Genomic DNA, 19,581 nt, shown 5'->3' on the forward strand with positions numbered 1-19,581 from the left:
CTAATTGTTTATATACTTCTGTAACAAGGGAAGTCAGGTAAAGGTTCTATCTCTTCACTTCATTTAGCAAAGGCTTGTGGTTGATGAAATCCTTGATATTCTGAAGTGTGGTCATGGCGATATTTCCCATTGCTTCACGTGTGAAAAAGGCTTGATGCGAAGTGACAATCACATTGTTAAATGAGAGCAGACGGGCAAGCACGTCGTCGTCGATGATGCGGTCGGACTGGTCTTCGTAGAAATATTCGCTTTCTTCCTCGTACACATCCAATCCGGCAGAACCGATTTTCTTGTTTTTTAAGCCTTCGATCAGGGCATTGGTGTGAATCAATTGTCCACGACCGGTATTGATGATCATGACTCCGTCTTTCATTTTGCTGATGGAGTAGTCATTGATCAGATATTTGGTGGCTTCGGTAAGCGGGCAATGTAGGGAAATAATGTCGGAACTATGGTACAATTCGTCCAGAGAAGTATAAACGATTTGTTCTTCCCTGGCAAAGTTGTAGTCGGGATAAAGGTCATAAGCCAGTATATTCATTCCGAATCCCTTTAAGATATGAATCAGAATTTTGGCGATTTTTCCTGTACCGATGATACCTGCCGTCTTACCGTGCATGTCGAATCCCATCAGACCGTGAAGGGAAAAGTTTCCGTCTTTTGTACGCCACGAAGCGCGTGGAATCTTTCGGTTGAGAGAGAGCATGAGTGCTACGGTATATTCGGCAACGGCATAAGGCGAATATGCAGGAACCCGTACAACGGTGATTCCGGCAGTGGCGGCAGCGTTCAGGTCTACATTATTGAATCCTGCACATCGGAGTGCCAGCAGTTTTACTCCGTTGGCTGCCATAGCATGAATGACTTCTGCATCGGCCGTATCGTTGACAAAGATACAGACCGCATCTACTCCTTGCGTCAATAGCACGTTATTCTTATTCAGATGTCCTTTATAATAACGGAATTCAAATCCGAACTCTTTGTTTTTATCGTTGAAAGAAGCTTCGTCATAAGGCTTTGTTCCGAAAAATGCAATTGTATAGGCCATAATATTTTCTGTTTTTATTCTTATTAATAAACGTAAAAACAGGGTGGTTTGTTTATCTTTACCTCCGCTCTGAATGTGAATTGTTTCATTAGAAACAGTTTTTATTTTCAATCAAAATGAGCTGGTAAACGAAAATAAGTGCACAAACATACGTCTCGTGTGCAGGAATATTGTATCTTTGCGCCCGAATTAATTTAAAAAAGATTTAGATGAGAAAAAATTTCTTGATTGGATTTGTAATGTTAATCGTTTCAATTCCAACTTTTGCCGGAGATTATCTAACTAATACGAATCAGAATGCTGCTTTCTTGCGCATGATAGCCCGCGGCGCTTCCATTGATATTGATGGAGTTTATAGTAATCCTGCCGGACTGGCATTCCTTCCCCAAAACGGTTTACAGGTAGCACTGACTATTCAGAGTGCATATCAGACTCGTGATATTGCTGCTACAAGTCCTTTGTGGACTATGGATGGACAGACTTCCGTGCGCAATTATGAAGGAAAAGCTTCGGCTCCCGTTATCCCTTCTGTACATGCTGTATATAAGAATGGTGACTGGGCATTTTCCGGTAGTTTCGCTATCGTTGGTGGTGGTGGAAAAGCTTCTTTCAATACAGGTTTGCCTATGTTTGATGCAGCTGCTATCGGCTTGGTAAATTCTACAAGTGATATGTTGAAACCTAATATGTACAATATCAATTCAGCCATGGAAGGTCGTCAATATATTTATGGTTTGCAGTTAGGGGCAAGCTATAAGATTAATGAACACTTTTCAGTTTTTGCCGGAGCCCGTATGAATTACTTTACAGGTGGATATAAAGGTTTTCTGAATATTGCCTTGAAAGAAGGAGTAGCAGGACAGATCGGTGCTGCTATAGTACAACAAATTATGGGGGCTAATCCTAATTTGAGTTTAGAACAGGCACAGCAGATTGCACAAGAACAATCTGCACCTATGCTTCAGAAACTGAATGATACGAAGCTTGAACTGGATTGTGACCAGACAGGTTGGGGATTGACGCCGATTATCGGTGTAGACGCTAAGTTCGGTAAGTTGAATTTGGCTGCGAAGTATGAGTTCAAAGCTAATATGAATATTGAGAACAATACACATAAATTGGAATTTCCGGATGCTGCTGCTGCCTATATGGCACCTTATCAGCATGGTGTGAATACTCCAAGTGACCTCCCTTCTATGTTATCTGTAGCAGCAAGTTATGAATTCTTGCCTTCTCTTCGTGCTTCAGTAGAGTATCATTTCTTTGATGACAAGAATGCAGGTATGGCTGATAACAAGCAGAAGACATTGAAACATGGAACACACGAATACCTGGCTGGTGTAGAATGGGATATAAACAAAATATTCACAGTCAGTGGTGGTTATCAGAAAACTGATTATGGATTGAGCGATGCTTTCCAGACAGACACAAGTTTCTCTTGTGATTCTTATTCAGTCGGTTTGGGCGGTCGTATTAATCTTAGTAAGGCGTTAAGTTTAGATGTTGCTTATTTCTGGACTACCTACAGCGATTATACCAAAGAAAATCCACGTGGCTTGGATGGGGCTATGGCTTCAATGGATAAAGATGTTTATAGTCGTACAAACAAAGTGTTTGGTGTAAGTGTAAACTATAAGTTCTAATATTAATCCGCTACGATTTTATATTAAAGAAGCCGTCTCGAACATTGTTCAGAGGCGGCTTCTCATATTATATATACCTAATATTATATATGTATATGTAATAGATTAGAAAGAATATTGTACCAGCATATTCAACCGATTGGCATGGCGGGTAGAAGAGTTGAAATCAGTGCGCCATCCTCTCAGATATTCAACACCTACTTGCATATTGCTAGTCACATTCCAGAAAGCATTTGCTACGAAATACTGTCCTTTTCGGTATGCTTCCGGATTATCGCTCGGATAGTTGTTTTCAGAGTAAAGTCTGGATAAGCTGTATGTACCGGATACAAAGATATTCGGGCAAATATTATATTGCAACCCCGCATACCAGCCCAGCATCGGAAGAACCTGCATCTTGCCTTCATTATCCGGATCGGGAACGATGTCCACATTCAGATTACTTAAGTCGTTCAGATAAGAACCAATTCCTTTTCCATAATTAAACTGTCCGAACACTTGCCACTTCTTGGTTACATTAAAGGTGGTAGATGCTTGCAGGCCAAATCCGGTAGTCGAAAAAGCCTTGTCGTGCACATTACTTGAATAAGTCATGCTGCGTACGATTGCACCCAACTTAATATGACTGTTACTATTCCAGTTATACTGTGCAGAAGCTGCAAAATCCGGCATTCGTTGCGTGTTGATAGATACATCGCTATTCGTTGTACCGTCTACCGAAGGCATTTCCATGGCAACGCCGAATCTCCAGTTTTTCAGTTTATCGCACATATAACTCAGTTGAGTGGTACGATAGAAAGCGGAACCGTTCGGACCGGCGAAGTCAATTGTTGCAGGCAGAGCCGAAAGGTCCATGAATGAACCGTAGCTGTATCCGATGGTAAATCCTAAGAACTGCGCATACGCATTTTGAAGTTCAAACGTCTTCCCATCTCCACGGAAGTTTCCGGCGGTATACACCACGAAGTCGCCCAGATGCTTGGTTCGTCCTACCAATTTCAGGAATAGGGTAGAAGTGGTGATGTCCATCTGAAATTGATTCTTGGCAAAATTTCCCTTTCCGGGCTGTCCGATCAATGCCGGATAGAAATCCACATCGTCAACGATGCCGTTGAAATCATACTCTGCCGTCGCACGTACGTAGCCACCGATACCAAGGGCGAATTTTCCTTTCTGATCCGTCAGAAGGAAGCGGGGAGCATTCGGGTCGTGAAAACGCATCTGAGAGCGGTCGTTCATGATTCGGATGATTTCATCTCCGGCCTTGTCCCTGGAGACGAACATGATGGAATTCGGTTCCTCATCCTCGATGACTACTTTCTTTTGCGCATGAGCACAGACGGGGAAAATTCCGATCCCCAGTAGCATAGCTACCATTTTAAAGCTTGTTTTCATTATCAGTTAAGTTTTAGGTGAATGCCCAATGAACAACTAAAAAAAGAAATGGTTGAGAGGGGCTAAGGAAAAATTGCCAAACTTATCGGAAGAATTGCTATTTATAATCGTTCTAAAAAAGCGGATCTTTGTATCGTACTAATTAGATAAATAAAATACGAGAATGGAAAAAGTAGATTTTACTCAAGGAATATTGGCGATGGAGTCAGACCTGCATCGTTTCGCATATAAGTTGACTTCAGACCGTGATTCTGCCAACGACTTAGTTCAGGATTGTGTATTGCAGGCATTGGATAATCATGAGAAATTTACGCATGCCAAGAATCTGAAAGGATGGATGTTTACCATCATGCGTAATATCTTTGTCAACAACTACCGGCGCACGGTCCGTGAAATGAATTTGATTGATGATACCTATTCCATCAATCAGCAAAGTTTGATAGAAGATGAAGAAGGCGACCGTTTCGAGTTTGCTTATGACATGAAGCAGCTGTATAGAGTGATCCATTCCATCCCCGAAGATATGAAAGTTCCTTTCCAGATGTTTGTAGCTGGATTTAAATACAGGGAAATTGCCGAAAAATTAGGATTGCCGATGGGGACGGTAAAGAGCCGACTTTTCTTTATCCGCAAGCGTCTGAAAGAAGAATTGAAAGACTTCTCCTGATGCAACTTTCTAATTGAGTGATGTGTTTTAAGGTCAAAGTGAAGCCTTCCTGTCAAAATACGACGAATGACAGGAAGGCTTATTTAATTTGAAATATTCTTCCGAAATACTTGGTTTATAAAATAAACCTATTTATATTTGCATCGAGTAAGAGAGATGCGCAGCTCCTTACTTTTTTTAATCCATATATAGTTTATAAAATAAACTAATTAAATCGTATCAACTAATTGATTGGAGGAAAGTAAAAGATGAAACGCTTGTTATTCATTGCTTTAGGGATTATTTGTTACCACGTTGTTACTTTTGCACAAGAAGTAAAAGTAGAAGTGCGGGGTATTCGTAGTGCAAAAGGCGCTATTATGGTCATGGCACAACAGGATTCGGAATCGAAGCCGGTATATGCGATGGCTACTGCTGTTAAAGATACAGTGACTGTTGTTCTAAAAGATGTTCCATGGGAAAAGTTTTTAATCTCTCTTTTCCATGATGAGAACGGAAACTGGGAATTGGACATGAATGAACAGGGAATACCGGTAGAAGGGTATGCCCGGGAAAAATGCAAGAAAGAGGCGGATGCTTCGGCTACCGTTAAAATGAAGATGTATTATCCGGTAAATGACTAACAGTATGCGATACCTGATATTTCTGATATTGGCCGGCTTTACCGGAGTTACTGCTTGGAGGCAGACTTCGACGACTGCTCGGCCGATGGCTGTGAATGATACTCTGACAGAAGATTCCACTTATGTGTTGCAGGAAGTGGTGGTACGGACAAGTCCTGTGAAACGGAAGGCAGACCGTTTTATCCTGTCCGTCCCTCCTGCACAGAACAAAGACGGAGTCGAACTCCTTCAACAAGCGCCCGGAGTATGGTTGTCCGACGAGCGGATTTCCATCAATGGTTCTTCCGGCACGAAGGTGTTTGTAGATAATAGGGAGATAAAACTTACCGGAGAGATGCTGATAGGCTATCTCCGTTCTTTGAAATCGGACGATATTGCCCGCGTTGAAGTGCTTCCAATGGCGGGAGCCGATAAGGATGCCGATGCTCAGGGAGGTGCTATACATATTATAATGAGACGTTATATGGACAAAGGATTTCAGGGAAATCTTTCTATGAATGCTTCTTTTGCCTCTTTCTTGCAATCTTATCAGCCTAGCGGTAGCTTGAATTATCATAGTGGGAAGTGGGATACCTATGGATTTGCTTCCGGTACTTTGGTTCCTCAGAATAAAGGAGATTTGTATGTTACCCGTGATTATGTAGCGGGAGATAAAGGTTTTTCCAGTCTGGCCCGTATGAAGCAGCCTTCGCGTTACGGGACGATTCGGATGGGAACAGTTTATACGATGGACTCTTCCAATAGTCTGGGAGTAGAGCTGGAGTATGTTCGTCGCGGATACATCTGGCCGTCTCAGAGTTACTCTACTCTGTCGGTAGGACCGTTGGATATGGAAAGTCAGGGTGTGTATCGTCAGAAAGAGACTTACAATATGTATACAGCTACTGCCAACTATATACATAAACTGGATAAGGACGGTTCGGTGCTGAAGCTTGTCACCGACTATATCTCTAAAGATCTGCATGGCAGAAATCAGTATCAAATTTTTCAGGAGATAGGTGCTCTAAATAAAGATACCGTTTACCGTTCCCGCTCTAATGCCACTTATCAGATCGCAACTGCCGATCTGTCGTGGAAACAACAGTTACATAAGAAATCGTTTTTCCAGATAGGAATGAAATATACCTATACGGGAATGAAAGATGATGCCTGTTACGAAGGGCTGGAGCCTGACGAAAGTTGGAAGCCCAATGTTGCTTATGGATATGAACTCGATTATCACGAGAATATCGGTGCTTTATACGGAACTTATTCTCTGGATATGAAAAGAGGATCTGTTCATATTGGACTTCGGGGAGAATATACGCAAACCTCCAATGAAACAGAACGTCGGACGAGAAAATACTGGGATTGGTTTCCACATATCGATGGAAATTTCTATTTTGATGAAATTCACAAGTGGATGCTTATCGGTCAGTATGGACGCTATATAGAACGTCCGACTTTTTCGGCTCTCAACCCGAACCGGATTCAGACTTCCGAATACAGTTATCTGATAGGCAACCCGATGTTGCGTCCTACTTATATTAATAAATTCAGTATTACGCTGGTCTATAACTTCCGGTATACATTGACTGTTGGCGGCAATTTGCACCATGATCTGATCCGTCAGTTTGGTAAAGAAGATGCGGAGAATTCGGATATATCATATGTCATCAATGAGAATCACAATCGTGAGAACCATTGGTTCGTAGCCATCACTGCTCCCTGGCAGCCGCTCAATTGGCTGAATCTGAATGCCAGCTTTATCGGAGTGAGGCAAGATATCCGCATGTATCGGGAGGACGATTACTTTGGGCACTTCCTTTATTTCGCCAATGCTAATGCTACGGTCCTTTTACCGTCAGACTATTCGTTGGAAGCACAATATAATGGAGTTAGCCGGTTGTATTCCGGTAATAGCGGGATCGATCCTCGTCATACATTCAACCTGCACCTCCGCAAAAAATGGAAAGACGGGCGTTGTGTAGCTACTTTGGGGGTAGACAATATCTTCAACCGATATAATTCTTATTTCAGCAATGTACCGAGTTATTCATCTCAAAATCGTTTTGAACTGGCTTCGAGCGGAAGACTGATGAAACTCACATTTACCTGGAATTTCAATCATGGAAAGAAATCGGGTGCGGTGACTGTAGAAAAAAAATCGGCAAGTGAAAGAAGCCGTATCGAAGGAAAATAGACAAGGATTTTTGGTTTATTACGTAAACAATATTATTTTTGAAACAAAATTGATAGAATATGGAAGACAAGAGAATTTCAGAGAAAGAGAGTTTGGAACTGATTGCCCGCATGATTCGGGAGACGCAGGACAATACAGCCCGTTATGCAGCCTACCCATTATTGATATGGGGATATACTACTGTGGCTATATCACTTGTGGTATGGTACTTTTATTTGCAGACGGGAGTGTGGCAGATCAATTTTCTCTGGTTTGCTTTGCCTGTCATTGCCGGACCGCTGACTATCTTTTTTAATAGGAAAGACAAGAATAAGGGAGCAAAAAATTACATAGACCGGGTGACTGGTCAGATATGGGCTGTGTTTGGAGTAGTAGGTTTTTGTCTGTCTTGCATGGCATTTGTTGTCCGTATTGATATTCTGTTTGTAATTTCCTTATTGATGGGGATGGGGGCTACTCTTACGGGGTTGGTATGTAAGTACAAGCCGCTTAGTATAGCAGGGATGACTGGTATCGCCCTTTCTTTTTCCATGCTTTTTATTCATGGAAGCGGGGTATATCTGGTGTTTGCTGCCATCTTTATAGTGATGATGATTGTCCCCGGACATATTATGAATAAACAGATGAAGAAGCAATGTTTAAAGAACTGAATCCTATCTTGCATTCACAGCTTCGCTTGGCTATAATGTCGATTCTGCTGACGGTGGAGGAGGCTGAGTTCGTCTACTTGAAAGAGAAGACCCAGTCGACAGCGGGAAACCTCAGTGTGCAGTTGGATAAGCTGAGTGAAGCCGGATATATCGAGGTGGAAAAAAGCTTTGTAGGCAAAAGGCCGCGTACTGCCTGCCGGATCACTGCCGGAGGCAGGAAAGCGATGGAGGAATATGTGGAGACGCTGAAGGAGTATCTTTCGGGGTTGTAGTTCATGCCCCGAATAAAGTTATCGGATAACTTTGCCTTCTCGCTTTTTTCTTCTACCTTTGCACCCCGAAACAAGTAAAAAGATGTATGATGCCGTGAATAGCGGTCGTGTATTCTAGAACACCACGTAAAAAACAGGAGTTATGAAAGAAAAAGTATCAGTACCTTTTATGTTGCTGGGCATTCTCTTCAATGTATGCCTCATTGCAGCCAATCTTCTTGAAACGAAAGTAATTCAGGTCGGCAGCCTGACTGTCACAGCCGGATTATTGGTTTTTCCTATTTCTTATATCATTAATGATTGTATCGCCGAAGTTTGGGGATTCAAGAAAGCACGTCTTATTATCTGGAGTGGTTTTGCCATGAACTTCTTTGTGGTAGGGCTTGGCTTGATAGCTGTTGCGATACCTGCTGCTCCGTTCTGGGAAGGCGAAGAGCATTTCGATTTTGTATTCGGTATGGCTCCCCGCATCGTAGCAGCCAGTTTGATGGCTTTCCTTGTCGGTTCATTCCTGAATGCGTATGTGATGAGTAAGATGAAGATTGCCAGTCAGGGGCGGAACTTCTCTGCCCGGGCTATTCTCTCAACGATTGTCGGCGAGACTGCCGATTCGTTGATTTTCTTCCCGATAGCTTTCGGAGGCATCATTGCCTGGAAAGAACTGCTTATCATGATGGGACTTCAGATTGTCCTGAAATCGATGTACGAAGTAATCATCCTGCCGGTGACTATCCGTGTGGTGAAAGTGATTAAGAAGGTAGACGGCAGTGACGTGTACGATACTAATATTTCTTATAACGTACTGAAAGTCAAAGATATTTAATGAAACGACTTCTTCCGGCCTGCTTCGAGGGCTGAGAATATAAAGAGAATTTTATGATGAACAGAGAGACTGCATTGGTTGTGTTCAGTGGCGGACAGGATTCTACCACTTGCCTCTTTTGGGCGAAACGCAACTTTAAAAAAGTGTACGCTTTGAGTTTCCTTTATGGTCAGAAGCACCAGAAAGAAGTGGAACTCGCCAGAGAAATAGCCCGAAAGGCAGAAGTGGAATTTGATGTGATGGATGTGTCTTTCATAGGAACATTGGGACATAATTCGTTGACTGACACCACGATGGCAATGGATCAGGAAAAGCCCGCAGGCAGCGTCCCCAATACTTTTGTTCCGGGACGTAATCTGTTTTTCCTGAGTATTGCTGCGGTATATGCCCGCGAACGTGGCATCAACCATTTGGTGACGGGAGTTTCTCAGACTGACTTTAGCGGCTATCCCGATTGCCGGGACGCGTTTATTAAGTCTTTGAATGTGACATTAAACCTGGCAATGGATGAACAATTCGTGATTCATACCCCTCTGATGTGGATTGATAAAGCAGAAACTTGGGCTTTGGCAGATGAATTGGGAGTACTGGATTTGATCCGTAACGAGACTTTGACATGCTATAATGGCATTCAGGGGGATGGTTGTGGGCATTGTCCCGCCTGTACGCTGCGTCGTGAAGGACTGGAGAAGTATTTAAAAAAGAAGAATCAATAATATCTCTACATAGAGACTAAAAACGTGTTTTTTATTGTCACTTGTCACTTTTGAAGATTAACTCCTTGATTACGAATGAATAAAGGGTGATAATAGATGGTGATAATAGGGTGATAATAACCGATAAATGCTTTTTTATTGTCACCTTTATTGTTGCTGACAGCTGCTTGCCATTCTATTATTGGTGTTCGTTTCATTTCGGGATGTGCAAGGGTAAAGAAGTCATTGCCGGTTGTTTCAAGAAGTTTCAAGCGGTTGAAACTTTGGTTCCATAGGTTTGAAACCTTAGTTCCATAGGCTTGAAACTTTAGTTTCTATTACTTGAAACCATAGTTTCATACGCTCGAAACTTTTAGTTTCAAGGCTTTGAAACTAGAGTTCCATCATAGTGAAACACTTCATTCCTTTATAGGAAACGACTAAAAGCAACGGTCGTTTTGATAATAGGAGTACCGGATGATAATAGGAATACCGGATGGTGAAAGATGAAAGATCGGTGAAAGATTGCAATAATCAATCTTTCACCGCTGAACCATCGATGGATAAGCCGTTTCAGAGAATATGGTGACAGGTGAAAGATGTTTTGCGTTTTTTTCTATATGAAGAGAGTTTAAAACTATATTAAACAATGGCTGAATTAAAAGACCAACTTTCCTTATTAGGAAGAAAAACGGAGTATAAACAAGACTATGCTCCTGAAGTATTGGAGGCTTTCGATAATAAGCATCCGGAAAATGATTACTGGGTACGTTTCAACTGTCCCGAATTTACAAGCCTGTGCCCCATAACCGGACAACCTGACTTTGCAGAAATACGTATCAGCTACATCCCCGACATTAAGATGGTGGAAAGCAAGAGTTTGAAACTTTATCTGTTCAGCTTCCGTAATCATGGTGCATTTCATGAAGACTGTGTGAACATCATCATGAAAGATTTGATAAAACTGATGAATCCCAAATATATCGAGGTTACGGGTATCTTTACTCCACGTGGCGGTATTTCGATTTATCCGTATGCCAATTATGGCCGTCCGGGAACGAAGTTCGAACAGATGGCAGAGCACCGGTTGATGAATCGGGAATAACCAGATATAAAAATAATAATACGAGCAGAATATGACTCATAATATACCTATTGAATTGCAGAGATACGTGCAGGAAAGGATTATCCCGCAATATGCCGGCTTTGATAAAGCACATCAGATTGACCATGCAGAAAAAGTGATCGAAGAAAGTCTGAAGCTGGCTCTTCATTATGAAGTCGATTCTGCAATGGTTTATACGGTTGCCGCTTATCACGACTTGGGTTTATGCGAGGGACGTGAATTTCATCATATCGTTTCGGGCAAAATATTGTTGGCGGATGAAACTTTGCGTCAGTGGTTTACCGATGAACAAATGCTGCAGATGAAGGAAGCGATAGAGGATCATCGTGCCTCCAACCGAGATGCTCCGCGAAGTATCTACGGGAAAATAGTGGCTGAGGCAGACCGGATTATTGATCCGGAAGTAACACTGCGGCGTACCGTACAGTATGGTTTGTCTCATTATCCGGAGATGGATAAAGAGCAGCAGTATGAACGCTTCCGGAAACATCTTGCCGATAAATATGCAGAAGGAGGGTATCTGAAGTTATGGATACCCCAGTCTGATAATGCCGGACGGTTGGCGGAGTTGCGTCAGTTGATGGAGAATGAGGAAGAACTGCGGACCGTATTTGATAAATTATATTTAGCGGAAAACTCAGCAGGATAAGGAGAGTTTGCTGTTGAATGGAGGCATGTTATTCATGATGATACGGCCCTCCATTCAATATCGTCATCGCCCGATAAATCTGTTCCACGAAGATCAGCCGTATCATCTGATGTGAAAACGTCATCTTCGACATTGAAATCTTTTCATTAGCTACCTGATACACCTTCTCCGAAAATCCGTAAGGACCACCGATGATAAATACCAACCGCTTATTCACTGTATTCATCTTCCGCTTCATGTAATCGGCAAATTCGAGTGAACGCATTTCCTTCCCGTGCTCATCGAGCAGTACGATCACATCCCCCGGTTGCAACGCTTTCAATATCAGTTCCCCTTCTTTCTCCTTCTGCTGTTCCATCGAAAGGCTCTTGGTGTTCTTCAGTTCGGGGATCACTTCCATATCAAAAGTGATGAAGCGTTTGGTACGCTGAATATAGTCATTAATAGCTGTAATATAGTGTTGTTCTACGGTTCGTCCAACGACGAGCAAAGTTGTTTTCATGCGTCTGATATTCTGATTCGAGCACAAAAATAGGCATTTTTTATGTTATTCTGCAATTAATGCTTACCTTTGCCTATCATTAGTTGAAAGTTTAAGCCTTTAAACTTCAACCCAAAAGCTTGGATTTATGAAGAAACGAGTGCTTTTAGGAATGGCCTCTTTGCTTCTTTCTGTCTCATTGCTGATGGCGCAGGAGATACCGGCAGGAGTGATTACGGCATTTAAGCGGGGAAGCTCGCAGGAACTGAGTAAGTATATGGGAGACAAGGTAAACCTTGTTCTCCAAGGCAGCTCGGCAAACGTTGACAAGAAGAAAGCAACAGCAATGATGCAAGAGTTTTTCACGGAAAACAAGGTCAACGCATTTGACGTGAATCATCAGGGAAAACGGGATGAATCCAGTTTTGTCATAGGTACGCTGACGACTACAAAAGGGAAATTCCGTGTGAACTGCTTCCTGAAAAAAGTGCAGACTCAATATTTAATACACCAAATAAGAATTGACAAGATCAATGAATAAGGAAAAAGAACTGATCGACAAACTGATCGATCTTGCTTTTGCAGAAGATATAGGTGATGGTGACCATACCACCCTTTCGTGTATTCCCGCTACTGCAATGGGAAAATCAAAACTACTGATCAAAGAAGCCGGTGTACTGGCCGGAATCGAAGTTGCCAAAGAAATCTTCAACCGTTTCGACCCCTCCATGAAAGTGGAAGTGTTTATCAATGACGGTACTGAAGTGAAACCGGGCGACGTAGCTATGATCGTAGAAGGAAAAGTACAATCCTTGCTCCAGACCGAACGCCTGATGCTGAACGTCATGCAGCGTATGAGCGGTATCGCAACCATGACCCGCAAGTATGCAAAGGTACTGGAAGGCACTCACACCCGCGTGCTGGATACCCGCAAGACAACTCCGGGAATGCGTATCCTCGAAAAGATGGCAGTCAAAATCGGTGGCGGTGTAAACCATCGTATCGGTCTGTTCGACATGATTCTGCTGAAAGACAATCACGTGGATTTTGCTGGAGGCATCGACAAAGCGATCAACCGTGCCAAGGATTACTGCAAGGAAAAGGGCAAGGACCTGAAGATTGAAATCGAAGTACGCAACTTCGACGAATTGCAGCAAGTGCTTGACTTGGGTGGCGTAGACCGCATCATGTTCGACAACTTTACACCCGAAATGACTAAGAAGGCAGTCGATATGGTAGCCGGCAAATACGAAACAGAATCTTCCGGCGGTATCACTTTCGATACCCTTCGCGACTATGCCGAATGTGGCGTAGACTTTATCTCTGTAGGAGCTCTGACTCATTCGGTGAAAGGACTTGACATGAGTTTCAAAGCATGCTGAATCTATAAGTGATGAACTGATAATAAATAAACGGTGAACAGTGCTGTTGCTATCGTGCTGCAGCTGTTCACCGTTTATTATTTACGAATCATCATTTCTTTAACTTCTTTTAGCAAAACTCTTTGCAGCATTCCTCAAATACTTGCGTCTAAAGGATAAAAACGGCGCAGACATACGTTCGATTTAAAAAAGACAATTGGCATTGGAAAACGAGATAGAACTGATAAAGGGCTGTCGGGCAGGACAGGATTCAGCCCGAAAGGAACTTTACACCCTCTATGCCAAACAAATGTTGGCGGTATGCTACCGCTATACGGGCGATATGGATGCGGCGCACGATGTACTGCATGACGGTTTCATCAAGATTTTTACCAACTTCTCGTTCCGGGGTGAATCCTCGCTTTGTACGTGGATCACACGGGTGATGGTGACACAGTCACTGGACTATCTGAGACGGGAGAAACGAGTCAATCAGTTGGTAGTGCATGAAGAGCAGCTTCCCGACATACCGGATATTTCGTCGTCGGGAGGAGGAGCAGGGATCTCCGAAGAACAATTAATGGCGTTTGTCGCCGAATTGCCGGATGGTTGCCGAACCGTTTTCAACCTTTATGTGTTTGAAGAGAAATCGCACAAGGAGATAGCCGGGATGCTTCACATTAAAGAACATTCGTCTACTTCGCAGTTACACAGAGCCAAGTATTTGTTAGCAAAAAGAATAAAAGAATATAGAAATCATGAAGAAAGAAAATGATGAAATAACCGATCTGTTTCGCACTCGTCTCGCTGATGCCGGGATGACTGTTCGGGATGGCTTTTGGGAAGAGCTTTCGCAGGATATCCCTGTGGCTTGCCAGCATCGCCGTCGGTTGATATTCTTCCGTGTGGCAGCGGCAGCATCTGTGTTGCTGGTATTGGCTGCATCCTCAGCTACTTTCTGGTATCTCTCTCCGAAAGAAGAGATGGAGGAGGCGTTTACCAAAATCGTGGTGGCGAACAGCGGAAGAATGGATGGAGATGGTGTACGCGCTAATCAGTTGCCGACGGCAATGGAACCTGTATTGCCGAAACCGGCACCTAAATCATTTGGATTATTATCGCAGTATCCGGAAGAGGGAGACTCGGTTTCCATTTCCTTCTCCATGTCTTTCTCTTTCTCGGCAACTACCACCACGGGAAATGGCAACCGATATGGCAACCAAGGTCGCAACGGTTATTGGCAGGCGAATAATGGTAACACAGAACCATCCGCCGCACAAGAAGAAAAATATACTACCGGTACACCTGCTCCGGTGGAAAACGTAAAAAAACATCGCTGGGCTCTGAAAGCGCAGATGGGGACGGCACTTCCGGCAGAGGACGGTGCCTACAAGATGCCGATCTCCGCAGGAGTCACTGTAGAGAGGAAACTGAATGACTATCTCGGAATAGAGACCGGACTGCTTTATTCGAATCTGCGCTCGGAAGGACAGCACCTGCATTATCTGGGCATCCCGTTGAAAGCGAATATTACCTTGATGGATACAAAGAAAATCGACCTCTACGCTACGGTAGGCGGAGTGGCGGACAAATGTATAGCCGGTGCGCCGGACAACAGTTTTAAAGAAGAACCTATCCAACTGGCAGTTACTGCCGGTATCGGAATCACTTACAAAATTAATGACCGATTGGCGGTTTTTGCCGAGCCGGGTGTTTCCCATCATTTCAAGACGGATTCGAAACTGGCTACGGTACGCACGAAACGGCCGACTAATTTTAATTTACTTTGCGGACTTCGCATGACGTATTAATCCTTATGAAAATGAAAAAAACACTTATGATGCTGTGGATGGCTGTTAGCCTGATGGTATCCCTGGTGGGATGCAGCAGCGAAGAAATGGACTATGAGAATCCCGATGTAACCGTTTTTGTGAAACAGCTGAAAGCGGGTACCTATAATATGAAGAATGAAAAAGGGGTCGTGGAAGTTCCTCATTTCACTGAAGAGGACATTCCCGAACTATTGAAATATGCGGAAGATCTGACTATTATTCCTTCTTTCCCGTCAGTCTACAATACGAATAACGGTAAAATCCGTTTAGGTGAATGTATGCTTTGGGTGATAGAATCGATCCGTCAGGGAACAGCCCCGTCGTTAGGTTGCAGGATGGTACTGGCGAATGCCGAAAATTACGAAGCCATCTATTTCCTGACCGACGACGAAGTGCTCGACGCGGCAGCCTGCTATCGTCGATGGTGGGAAGGGCGGAAATATCCGAAGACGACCTGGACGATTGATCCGTGCTATGACGAGCCGCTTTGTGGCTCAGGATACCGATGGTGGTAAAAAAAGAAAAATCCTTCGGGGCATAAAAACTAAAAAACATGAGGCAACGTTTATTTGTATCAGCAGTCTTTGTACTGCTGACAGGGGCGTGCTATGCCCAATGGACGAAGGAAGATTCTCTGCGATTGAAGAAATCACTGAAGGAGGGCGAAGAGCTGAAGCTGAATAAGGAAGCCGTCAGACAGATTGATTTGAATGCAGGAGCAGCCAATCCGCGTGTGTATGAGGAGAAACGATGGATGCGTTTTGATGAGTCGCTTCCGCGTGTGATTTCTCCTTCTGCTGTGGTCGAATCGGATACTTTGTACGATAAACGGAGGATAACAGGTGGGAAACTTCCTCTTCAAATGCTTGAAGTGTACAAGCCTGTTTATGCTCACTTGCCATTGGATACATTGAAAATTGCGATGGAGTTTAAGCTCCCTCCCCCCGAAGGAATATCTTTAGGGAATGGAGTAAGAGTGAACGGAGGTACGTTTAGCGGTTTGGATTTACTGCAGGTCTTTACGAGAGAGTTCTGGCAGTTCAGGAAGAAACGAATGCGCACACGTACGATGGGGGTACTTGAGGAATATAGAAAACAGAGGTAGAAAGATGAGTGAATTGATAAAACGTTTGATAACAGCTATGACACTGTGCTTGACAGCTTTGCTGGTACATGCGCAGGAATGGACGAAGGAGGATTCCTTGCGTCTGAGAAAGTTGCTGGACAGTGATCAGGAGCTGAATTTGAATCAGGATGCAGTCAGGCAGATTGATTTCGGCAGCGCTGTCGGTACTCCCCGCATGTCGGTGGAAAAGAAGTGGATGCTGCCCGATGAGTCGCTTCCCGAAGCATTGCCTAAACCGAAAGTGGTATTGAGTCTGATGCCCTATAAGGCAAATACTCCTTATAATTGGGACCCCGTTTTTCAGAAGAAAATAAGAATGGATAAGAATACCTGGCGTGGAGATCCGCATTACGAAATGCGTCATCAAAGGTCGTACAGCAACTGGGCGCATAATCCGATGGCGGGAGGAGTCCGCAAATCATTGGAGGAGATACGGGCGAGCGGGGTACGTTTCCGTCAGTTGAGCGAACGGGCGAATGGAATGATGGTTAATTCGGTAGTGATGGATAGCCCGATTCCTTTGTTTGGAGGCAGCGGCGTGTACATCAATGGAGGAACTATCGGAGGACTTGATCTGATGGCGGTTTTTACCAAAAACTTCTGGGATAAAAAAGGAAAAGAACGTCGGGAGCGTACGTTGGAAGTGTTGAGAACCTATGGCGATTCGACGACTGTACTGATCAATCGCCCCATTGAACAGATTGCCCGCTGAAACTGTTTTATTAAATATGGACATGTCTCATGTTTCATGTTATCAGATTAGCACATTGAAAAACGATTAATTTATGAACAGAATTACTTCTCTTTTCGGTATTCAGTATCCTATTATTCAAGGTGGCATGGTGTGGTGTAGCGGATGGCGTCTGGCTTCCGCAGTAAGTAATGCGGGAGGATTGGGACTGCTTGGCGCAGGCTCTATGCATCCGGAGACTCTTCGTGAACATATCCGGAAATGCCGTGCGGCTACAGACCGTCCCTTTGGAGTCAATATTCCCTTGATGTATCCTCAGATTGAAGAAATCATGGCGATTGTTGCCGAAGAGGGCGTCAAGATCGTTTTCACTTCTGCCGGAAATCCTAAAGCATGGACCGGATGGCTACACGAACGTGGTATTATCGTGGCTCATGTCGTTTCCTCTTCCCGTTTCGCGATGAAGTGTGAAGAGGCGGGAGTAGATGCGGTAGTCGCTGAAGGTTTCGAAGCCGGCGGACATAACGGGCGTGAGGAAACTACCACTTTCTGCTTGATTCCTGCGGTACGCAATGCGACCACTTTGCCTTTGATCGCTGCAGGAGGTATCGGTACGGGAGAAGGTATCTTTGCTGCCATGGTGCTGGGAGCAGAAGGGGTACAAATCGGTACTCGCTTTGCGTTGACGGATGAAAGTTCAGCCAGCCCGGTCTTCAAAGAATATTGTCTGGGTTTGGGAGAAGGAGATACTAAATTATTATTGAAGAAACTGGCTCCGACACGTTTAGTGCGGAATAATTTCCGGGATGCTGTGGAGAGGGCTGAGGATGGCGGTGCTTCTGCCGAAGAATTGCGGACTCTTCTTGGGAGAGGTCGTGCGAAGAAAGGTATCTTTGAAGGGGATCTGGAAGAAGGCGAACTGGAGATAGGGCAGGTGTCGGCTATTGTTTCCCGTCAGCAGTCAGTAGCGGAAGTCATGAATGAATTGGTGGAGGCTATGCAGCGGGCAGCGGAGAAGAAATATTGGTAAAAAAACAAGTTCCGAAGTAGCGGGTTTGGAAAACCTGACTACTTCAGAACTTTACTACTTCAGAAAGTTGGCTGCTTAATCAATTTATAGGTTTATATTTTCATATTTTAGATCGAATACATCCGCTACTGCTTTATATACCACTTTTCCTTCCACTACATTCAAGCCGAGTGCTAGTGCCGGGTCATCTTTACAAGCTTTTTTCCATCCTTTATTTGCTAAAGCAATGACATAAGGGAGAGTAGCATTGGTCAAAGCCAGCGTAGAAGTATAAGGTACAGCTCCCGGAATATTGGCTACGGCATAATGAACGATACCGTCTATCACATAGGTAGGCGCACTGTGGGTCGTGGGGTGTGACGTTTCGAAACATCCTCCCTGATCTATTGCTACATCCACAAGTACCGTACCGGGCTGCATCATTGCAAGCATATTTCGGGTAATCAGATGAGGCGCTTTATCCCCCGGAATCAGCACGGAACCGATGACCAGATCAACATCCGGCAATTCCTTTTTTATCCTTAATTCGGATGCGTACAGCGTCTTGACATTTTTCGGTAATGTCTCGCTGAGATAGCGCAGGCGTGACAGATTAATATCTGCAACTGTAACATCCGCACCCATTCCCGCAGCCATCTGCGCTGCATTACTTCCGACAATACCGCCTCCGAGAATCAATACTTTGGCAGGCTTCACACCGGGGACTCCTCCCAGAAGGATACCTTTTCCTCCTTGCGGCTTTTCCAAAAAGCGTACTCCTTCCTGAATGGACATGCGTCCGGCTACCTCACTCATAGGGATAAGCAGGGGTAATGAATGGTCTTCCTTTTCTACGGTTTCGTATGCCAGACAGATCGACTTATTGTCAATCATGGCAAGAGTCAGTTCCTTATCGGAAGCAAAATGGAAGTAAGTGAACAATAACTGTTCTTTTCTGATCAGATGGTATTCGGGCGCGATAGGCTCTTTAACCTTTACAATCATATCTGCTGTGGCATAGACATCTTCTATTGTCGGAAGCACCTGTGCACCGACGGACAGATATGCTTCATCCGGAAAACCACTATTGATACCTGCCGTATGCTGGATATATACTTGGTGACCTTGCTTCACAACTTCGGCAACTCCGGAAGGTGTCATGCCTACCCGGTTCTCGTTGTTCTTGATTTCTTTGGGTACTCCGATGATCATATTGTTATATATTAAAGGTTTAACATGGACCAATGTACGAAAAATCCCCTTACGTTGTTATTCGCAAGGGGATGTTTAAGAGCAGAATGCTTATAT

The 19,581-nt window shown here is 43.9% G+C and carries 23 protein-coding genes; 18 read left to right on the forward strand and 5 right to left on the reverse strand.

Going from position 1 to position 19,581, the window contains the following annotated elements; translation table 11 throughout:
- Positions 1-46 precede the first annotated feature (46 nt).
- The gene (locus tag NBH01_RS01130) at positions 47-1,048 is read right to left on the reverse strand and encodes a 2-hydroxyacid dehydrogenase (RefSeq protein ID WP_008762152.1); all 1,002 of its coding nucleotides are present in this window, start codon (positions 1,046-1,048) and stop codon (positions 47-49) included.
- 209 nt (positions 1,049-1,257) lie between these two features.
- Here NBH01_RS01130 and NBH01_RS01135 point away from each other — a divergent pair, with 209 nt between their 5' ends.
- Positions 1,258-2,691 (forward strand): OmpP1/FadL family transporter, encoded by a 1,434-nt coding sequence (locus tag NBH01_RS01135; RefSeq protein ID WP_011107869.1) that lies wholly within the window; start codon positions 1,258-1,260, stop codon positions 2,689-2,691.
- Positions 2,692-2,796: 105 nt separating this feature from the next.
- On the opposite strand, the gene NBH01_RS01140 is transcribed toward NBH01_RS01135, so the two are convergent.
- Entirely contained in the window at positions 2,797-4,086 is a 1,290-nt protein-coding gene (locus NBH01_RS01140; protein WP_008762154.1) for a DcaP family trimeric outer membrane transporter, read from the reverse strand.
- Positions 4,087-4,249: 163 nt separating this feature from the next.
- Between NBH01_RS01140 and NBH01_RS01145 the strand changes: the two genes are divergently transcribed.
- From NBH01_RS01145 to queC, 7 genes are all read left to right on the forward strand, one after another.
- Entirely contained in the window at positions 4,250-4,753 is a 504-nt protein-coding gene (locus tag NBH01_RS01145; RefSeq protein ID WP_008762155.1) for an RNA polymerase sigma factor, read from the forward strand.
- A 248-nt stretch (positions 4,754-5,001) separates the two neighbouring features.
- The gene (locus tag NBH01_RS01150) at positions 5,002-5,376 is read left to right on the forward strand and encodes a DUF2141 domain-containing protein (RefSeq protein ID WP_008762156.1); all 375 of its coding nucleotides are present in this window, start codon (positions 5,002-5,004) and stop codon (positions 5,374-5,376) included.
- A gap of 4 nt (positions 5,377-5,380) precedes the next feature.
- Positions 5,381-7,558: an outer membrane beta-barrel family protein gene (locus NBH01_RS01155; protein WP_117979916.1), complete on the forward strand. Its 2,178-nt coding sequence runs from the start codon at positions 5,381-5,383 to the stop codon at positions 7,556-7,558.
- 59 nt (positions 7,559-7,617) lie between these two features.
- The gene (locus tag NBH01_RS01160; RefSeq protein WP_008762198.1) at positions 7,618-8,208 is read left to right on the forward strand and encodes a hypothetical protein; all 591 of its coding nucleotides are present in this window, start codon (positions 7,618-7,620) and stop codon (positions 8,206-8,208) included.
- On the forward strand, positions 8,193-8,480 hold the full coding sequence (locus tag NBH01_RS01165; RefSeq protein ID WP_008762199.1) for a winged helix-turn-helix domain-containing protein: 288 nt from the start codon (positions 8,193-8,195) through the stop codon (positions 8,478-8,480). The genes NBH01_RS01160 and NBH01_RS01165 overlap by 16 nt, the downstream gene beginning before the upstream one ends.
- Before the next feature lie 142 nt (positions 8,481-8,622).
- The gene (locus tag NBH01_RS01170) at positions 8,623-9,303 is read left to right on the forward strand and encodes a queuosine precursor transporter (RefSeq protein WP_008762200.1); all 681 of its coding nucleotides are present in this window, start codon (positions 8,623-8,625) and stop codon (positions 9,301-9,303) included.
- Between the two features lie 56 nt (positions 9,304-9,359).
- A complete protein-coding gene (gene queC, locus NBH01_RS01175; protein ID WP_072066536.1) occupies positions 9,360-10,019 on the forward strand; it encodes a 7-cyano-7-deazaguanine synthase QueC in 660 nt (219 codons plus the stop codon).
- A gap of 44 nt (positions 10,020-10,063) precedes the next feature.
- Here the strand turns inward: queC and NBH01_RS01180 are convergent, their stop codons facing one another.
- Positions 10,064-10,270 (reverse strand): hypothetical protein, encoded by a 207-nt coding sequence (locus NBH01_RS01180; protein ID WP_011107865.1) that lies wholly within the window; start codon positions 10,268-10,270, stop codon positions 10,064-10,066.
- 377 nt (positions 10,271-10,647) lie between these two features.
- On the opposite strand from NBH01_RS01180, the gene queF reads away from it, so the two are divergent.
- Entirely contained in the window at positions 10,648-11,103 is a 456-nt protein-coding gene (gene queF, locus NBH01_RS01185; protein WP_008762202.1) for a preQ(1) synthase, read from the forward strand.
- A gap of 31 nt (positions 11,104-11,134) precedes the next feature.
- Positions 11,135-11,773: an HD domain-containing protein gene (locus NBH01_RS01190; protein ID WP_118337330.1), complete on the forward strand. Its 639-nt coding sequence runs from the start codon at positions 11,135-11,137 to the stop codon at positions 11,771-11,773.
- Between the two features lie 28 nt (positions 11,774-11,801).
- Here the strand turns inward: NBH01_RS01190 and rlmH are convergent, their stop codons facing one another.
- Positions 11,802-12,275 (reverse strand): 23S rRNA (pseudouridine(1915)-N(3))-methyltransferase RlmH, encoded by a 474-nt coding sequence (gene rlmH / locus NBH01_RS01195; RefSeq protein WP_008762204.1) that lies wholly within the window; start codon positions 12,273-12,275, stop codon positions 11,802-11,804.
- A gap of 127 nt (positions 12,276-12,402) precedes the next feature.
- Between rlmH and NBH01_RS01200 the strand changes: the two genes are divergently transcribed.
- The 8 genes from NBH01_RS01200 (at position 12,403) to NBH01_RS01235 (ending at position 18,294) form a co-directional block, all read left to right on the forward strand.
- Positions 12,403-12,795: a DUF4783 domain-containing protein gene (locus tag NBH01_RS01200; RefSeq protein ID WP_011107862.1), complete on the forward strand. Its 393-nt coding sequence runs from the start codon at positions 12,403-12,405 to the stop codon at positions 12,793-12,795.
- On the forward strand, positions 12,788-13,636 hold the full coding sequence (nadC, locus tag NBH01_RS01205) for a carboxylating nicotinate-nucleotide diphosphorylase (RefSeq protein WP_055221186.1): 849 nt from the start codon (positions 12,788-12,790) through the stop codon (positions 13,634-13,636). Before NBH01_RS01200 ends, nadC begins: the two co-directional genes overlap by 8 nt.
- A gap of 202 nt (positions 13,637-13,838) precedes the next feature.
- A complete protein-coding gene (locus NBH01_RS01210) occupies positions 13,839-14,390 on the forward strand; it encodes an RNA polymerase sigma factor (RefSeq protein ID WP_032850560.1) in 552 nt (183 codons plus the stop codon).
- Positions 14,374-15,426, forward strand: coding sequence for a putative outer membrane beta-barrel protein (locus NBH01_RS01215; protein ID WP_008762208.1), 1,053 nt, complete (start codon positions 14,374-14,376; stop codon positions 15,424-15,426). The genes NBH01_RS01210 and NBH01_RS01215 overlap by 17 nt, the downstream gene beginning before the upstream one ends.
- A gap of 11 nt (positions 15,427-15,437) precedes the next feature.
- Positions 15,438-15,962 (forward strand): DUF4943 family protein, encoded by a 525-nt coding sequence (locus tag NBH01_RS01220; protein WP_008762209.1) that lies wholly within the window; start codon positions 15,438-15,440, stop codon positions 15,960-15,962.
- Between the two features lie 38 nt (positions 15,963-16,000).
- On the forward strand, positions 16,001-16,552 hold the full coding sequence (locus NBH01_RS01225; protein ID WP_008762210.1) for a DUF4858 domain-containing protein: 552 nt from the start codon (positions 16,001-16,003) through the stop codon (positions 16,550-16,552).
- 37 nt (positions 16,553-16,589) lie between these two features.
- Positions 16,590-17,285, forward strand: a complete 696-nt coding sequence (locus NBH01_RS01230) for a DUF4858 domain-containing protein (protein WP_162303197.1) — start codon at positions 16,590-16,592, stop codon at positions 17,283-17,285.
- A 73-nt stretch (positions 17,286-17,358) separates the two neighbouring features.
- Positions 17,359-18,294 (forward strand): NAD(P)H-dependent flavin oxidoreductase, encoded by a 936-nt coding sequence (locus NBH01_RS01235; RefSeq protein WP_008767957.1) that lies wholly within the window; start codon positions 17,359-17,361, stop codon positions 18,292-18,294.
- Between the two features lie 84 nt (positions 18,295-18,378).
- On the opposite strand, the gene ald is transcribed toward NBH01_RS01235, so the two are convergent.
- Complete coding sequence (gene ald / locus NBH01_RS01240; RefSeq protein WP_225678854.1) at positions 18,379-19,485, reverse strand: alanine dehydrogenase; 1,107 nt, start codon at positions 19,483-19,485, stop codon at positions 18,379-18,381.
- Between the last annotated feature and the right edge of the window lie 96 nt (positions 19,486-19,581).

This window comes from Bacteroides sp. B1-V-101 (genome assembly GCF_023656585.1).
In the GTDB taxonomy this organism is placed as follows: domain Bacteria; phylum Bacteroidota; class Bacteroidia; order Bacteroidales; family Bacteroidaceae; genus Bacteroides; species Bacteroides thetaiotaomicron.

Bases quoted from the DNA above. Each gene is read 5' to 3' on its own strand.
- NBH01_RS01130 (WP_008762152.1), bottom strand. From the start codon at position 1,048: ATGGCCTATACAATTGCATTTTTCGGAACAAAGCCTTATGACGAAGCT.
- NBH01_RS01135 (WP_011107869.1), top strand. From the start codon at position 1,258: ATGAGAAAAAATTTCTTGATTGGATTTGTAATGTTAATCGTTTCAATT.
- NBH01_RS01140 (WP_008762154.1), bottom strand. From the start codon at position 4,086: ATGAAAACAAGCTTTAAAATGGTAGCTATGCTACTGGGGATCGGAATT.
- NBH01_RS01145 (WP_008762155.1), top strand. From the start codon at position 4,250: ATGGAAAAAGTAGATTTTACTCAAGGAATATTGGCGATGGAGTCAGAC.
- NBH01_RS01150 (WP_008762156.1), top strand. From the start codon at position 5,002: ATGAAACGCTTGTTATTCATTGCTTTAGGGATTATTTGTTACCACGTT.
- NBH01_RS01155 (WP_117979916.1), top strand. From the start codon at position 5,381: ATGCGATACCTGATATTTCTGATATTGGCCGGCTTTACCGGAGTTACT.
- NBH01_RS01160 (WP_008762198.1), top strand. From the start codon at position 7,618: ATGGAAGACAAGAGAATTTCAGAGAAAGAGAGTTTGGAACTGATTGCC.
- NBH01_RS01165 (WP_008762199.1), top strand. From the start codon at position 8,193: ATGTTTAAAGAACTGAATCCTATCTTGCATTCACAGCTTCGCTTGGCT.
- NBH01_RS01170 (WP_008762200.1), top strand. From the start codon at position 8,623: ATGAAAGAAAAAGTATCAGTACCTTTTATGTTGCTGGGCATTCTCTTC.
- queC (WP_072066536.1), top strand. From the start codon at position 9,360: ATGAACAGAGAGACTGCATTGGTTGTGTTCAGTGGCGGACAGGATTCT.
- queF (WP_008762202.1), top strand. From the start codon at position 10,648: ATGGCTGAATTAAAAGACCAACTTTCCTTATTAGGAAGAAAAACGGAG.
- NBH01_RS01190 (WP_118337330.1), top strand. From the start codon at position 11,135: ATGACTCATAATATACCTATTGAATTGCAGAGATACGTGCAGGAAAGG.
- rlmH (WP_008762204.1), bottom strand. From the start codon at position 12,275: ATGAAAACAACTTTGCTCGTCGTTGGACGAACCGTAGAACAACACTAT.
- NBH01_RS01200 (WP_011107862.1), top strand. From the start codon at position 12,403: ATGAAGAAACGAGTGCTTTTAGGAATGGCCTCTTTGCTTCTTTCTGTC.
- nadC (WP_055221186.1), top strand. From the start codon at position 12,788: ATGAATAAGGAAAAAGAACTGATCGACAAACTGATCGATCTTGCTTTT.
- NBH01_RS01215 (WP_008762208.1), top strand. From the start codon at position 14,374: ATGAAGAAAGAAAATGATGAAATAACCGATCTGTTTCGCACTCGTCTC.
- NBH01_RS01220 (WP_008762209.1), top strand. From the start codon at position 15,438: ATGAAAAAAACACTTATGATGCTGTGGATGGCTGTTAGCCTGATGGTA.
- NBH01_RS01225 (WP_008762210.1), top strand. From the start codon at position 16,001: ATGAGGCAACGTTTATTTGTATCAGCAGTCTTTGTACTGCTGACAGGG.
- NBH01_RS01230 (WP_162303197.1), top strand. From the start codon at position 16,590: ATGACACTGTGCTTGACAGCTTTGCTGGTACATGCGCAGGAATGGACG.
- NBH01_RS01235 (WP_008767957.1), top strand. From the start codon at position 17,359: ATGAACAGAATTACTTCTCTTTTCGGTATTCAGTATCCTATTATTCAA.
- ald (WP_225678854.1), bottom strand. From the start codon at position 19,485: ATGATCATCGGAGTACCCAAAGAAATCAAGAACAACGAGAACCGGGTA.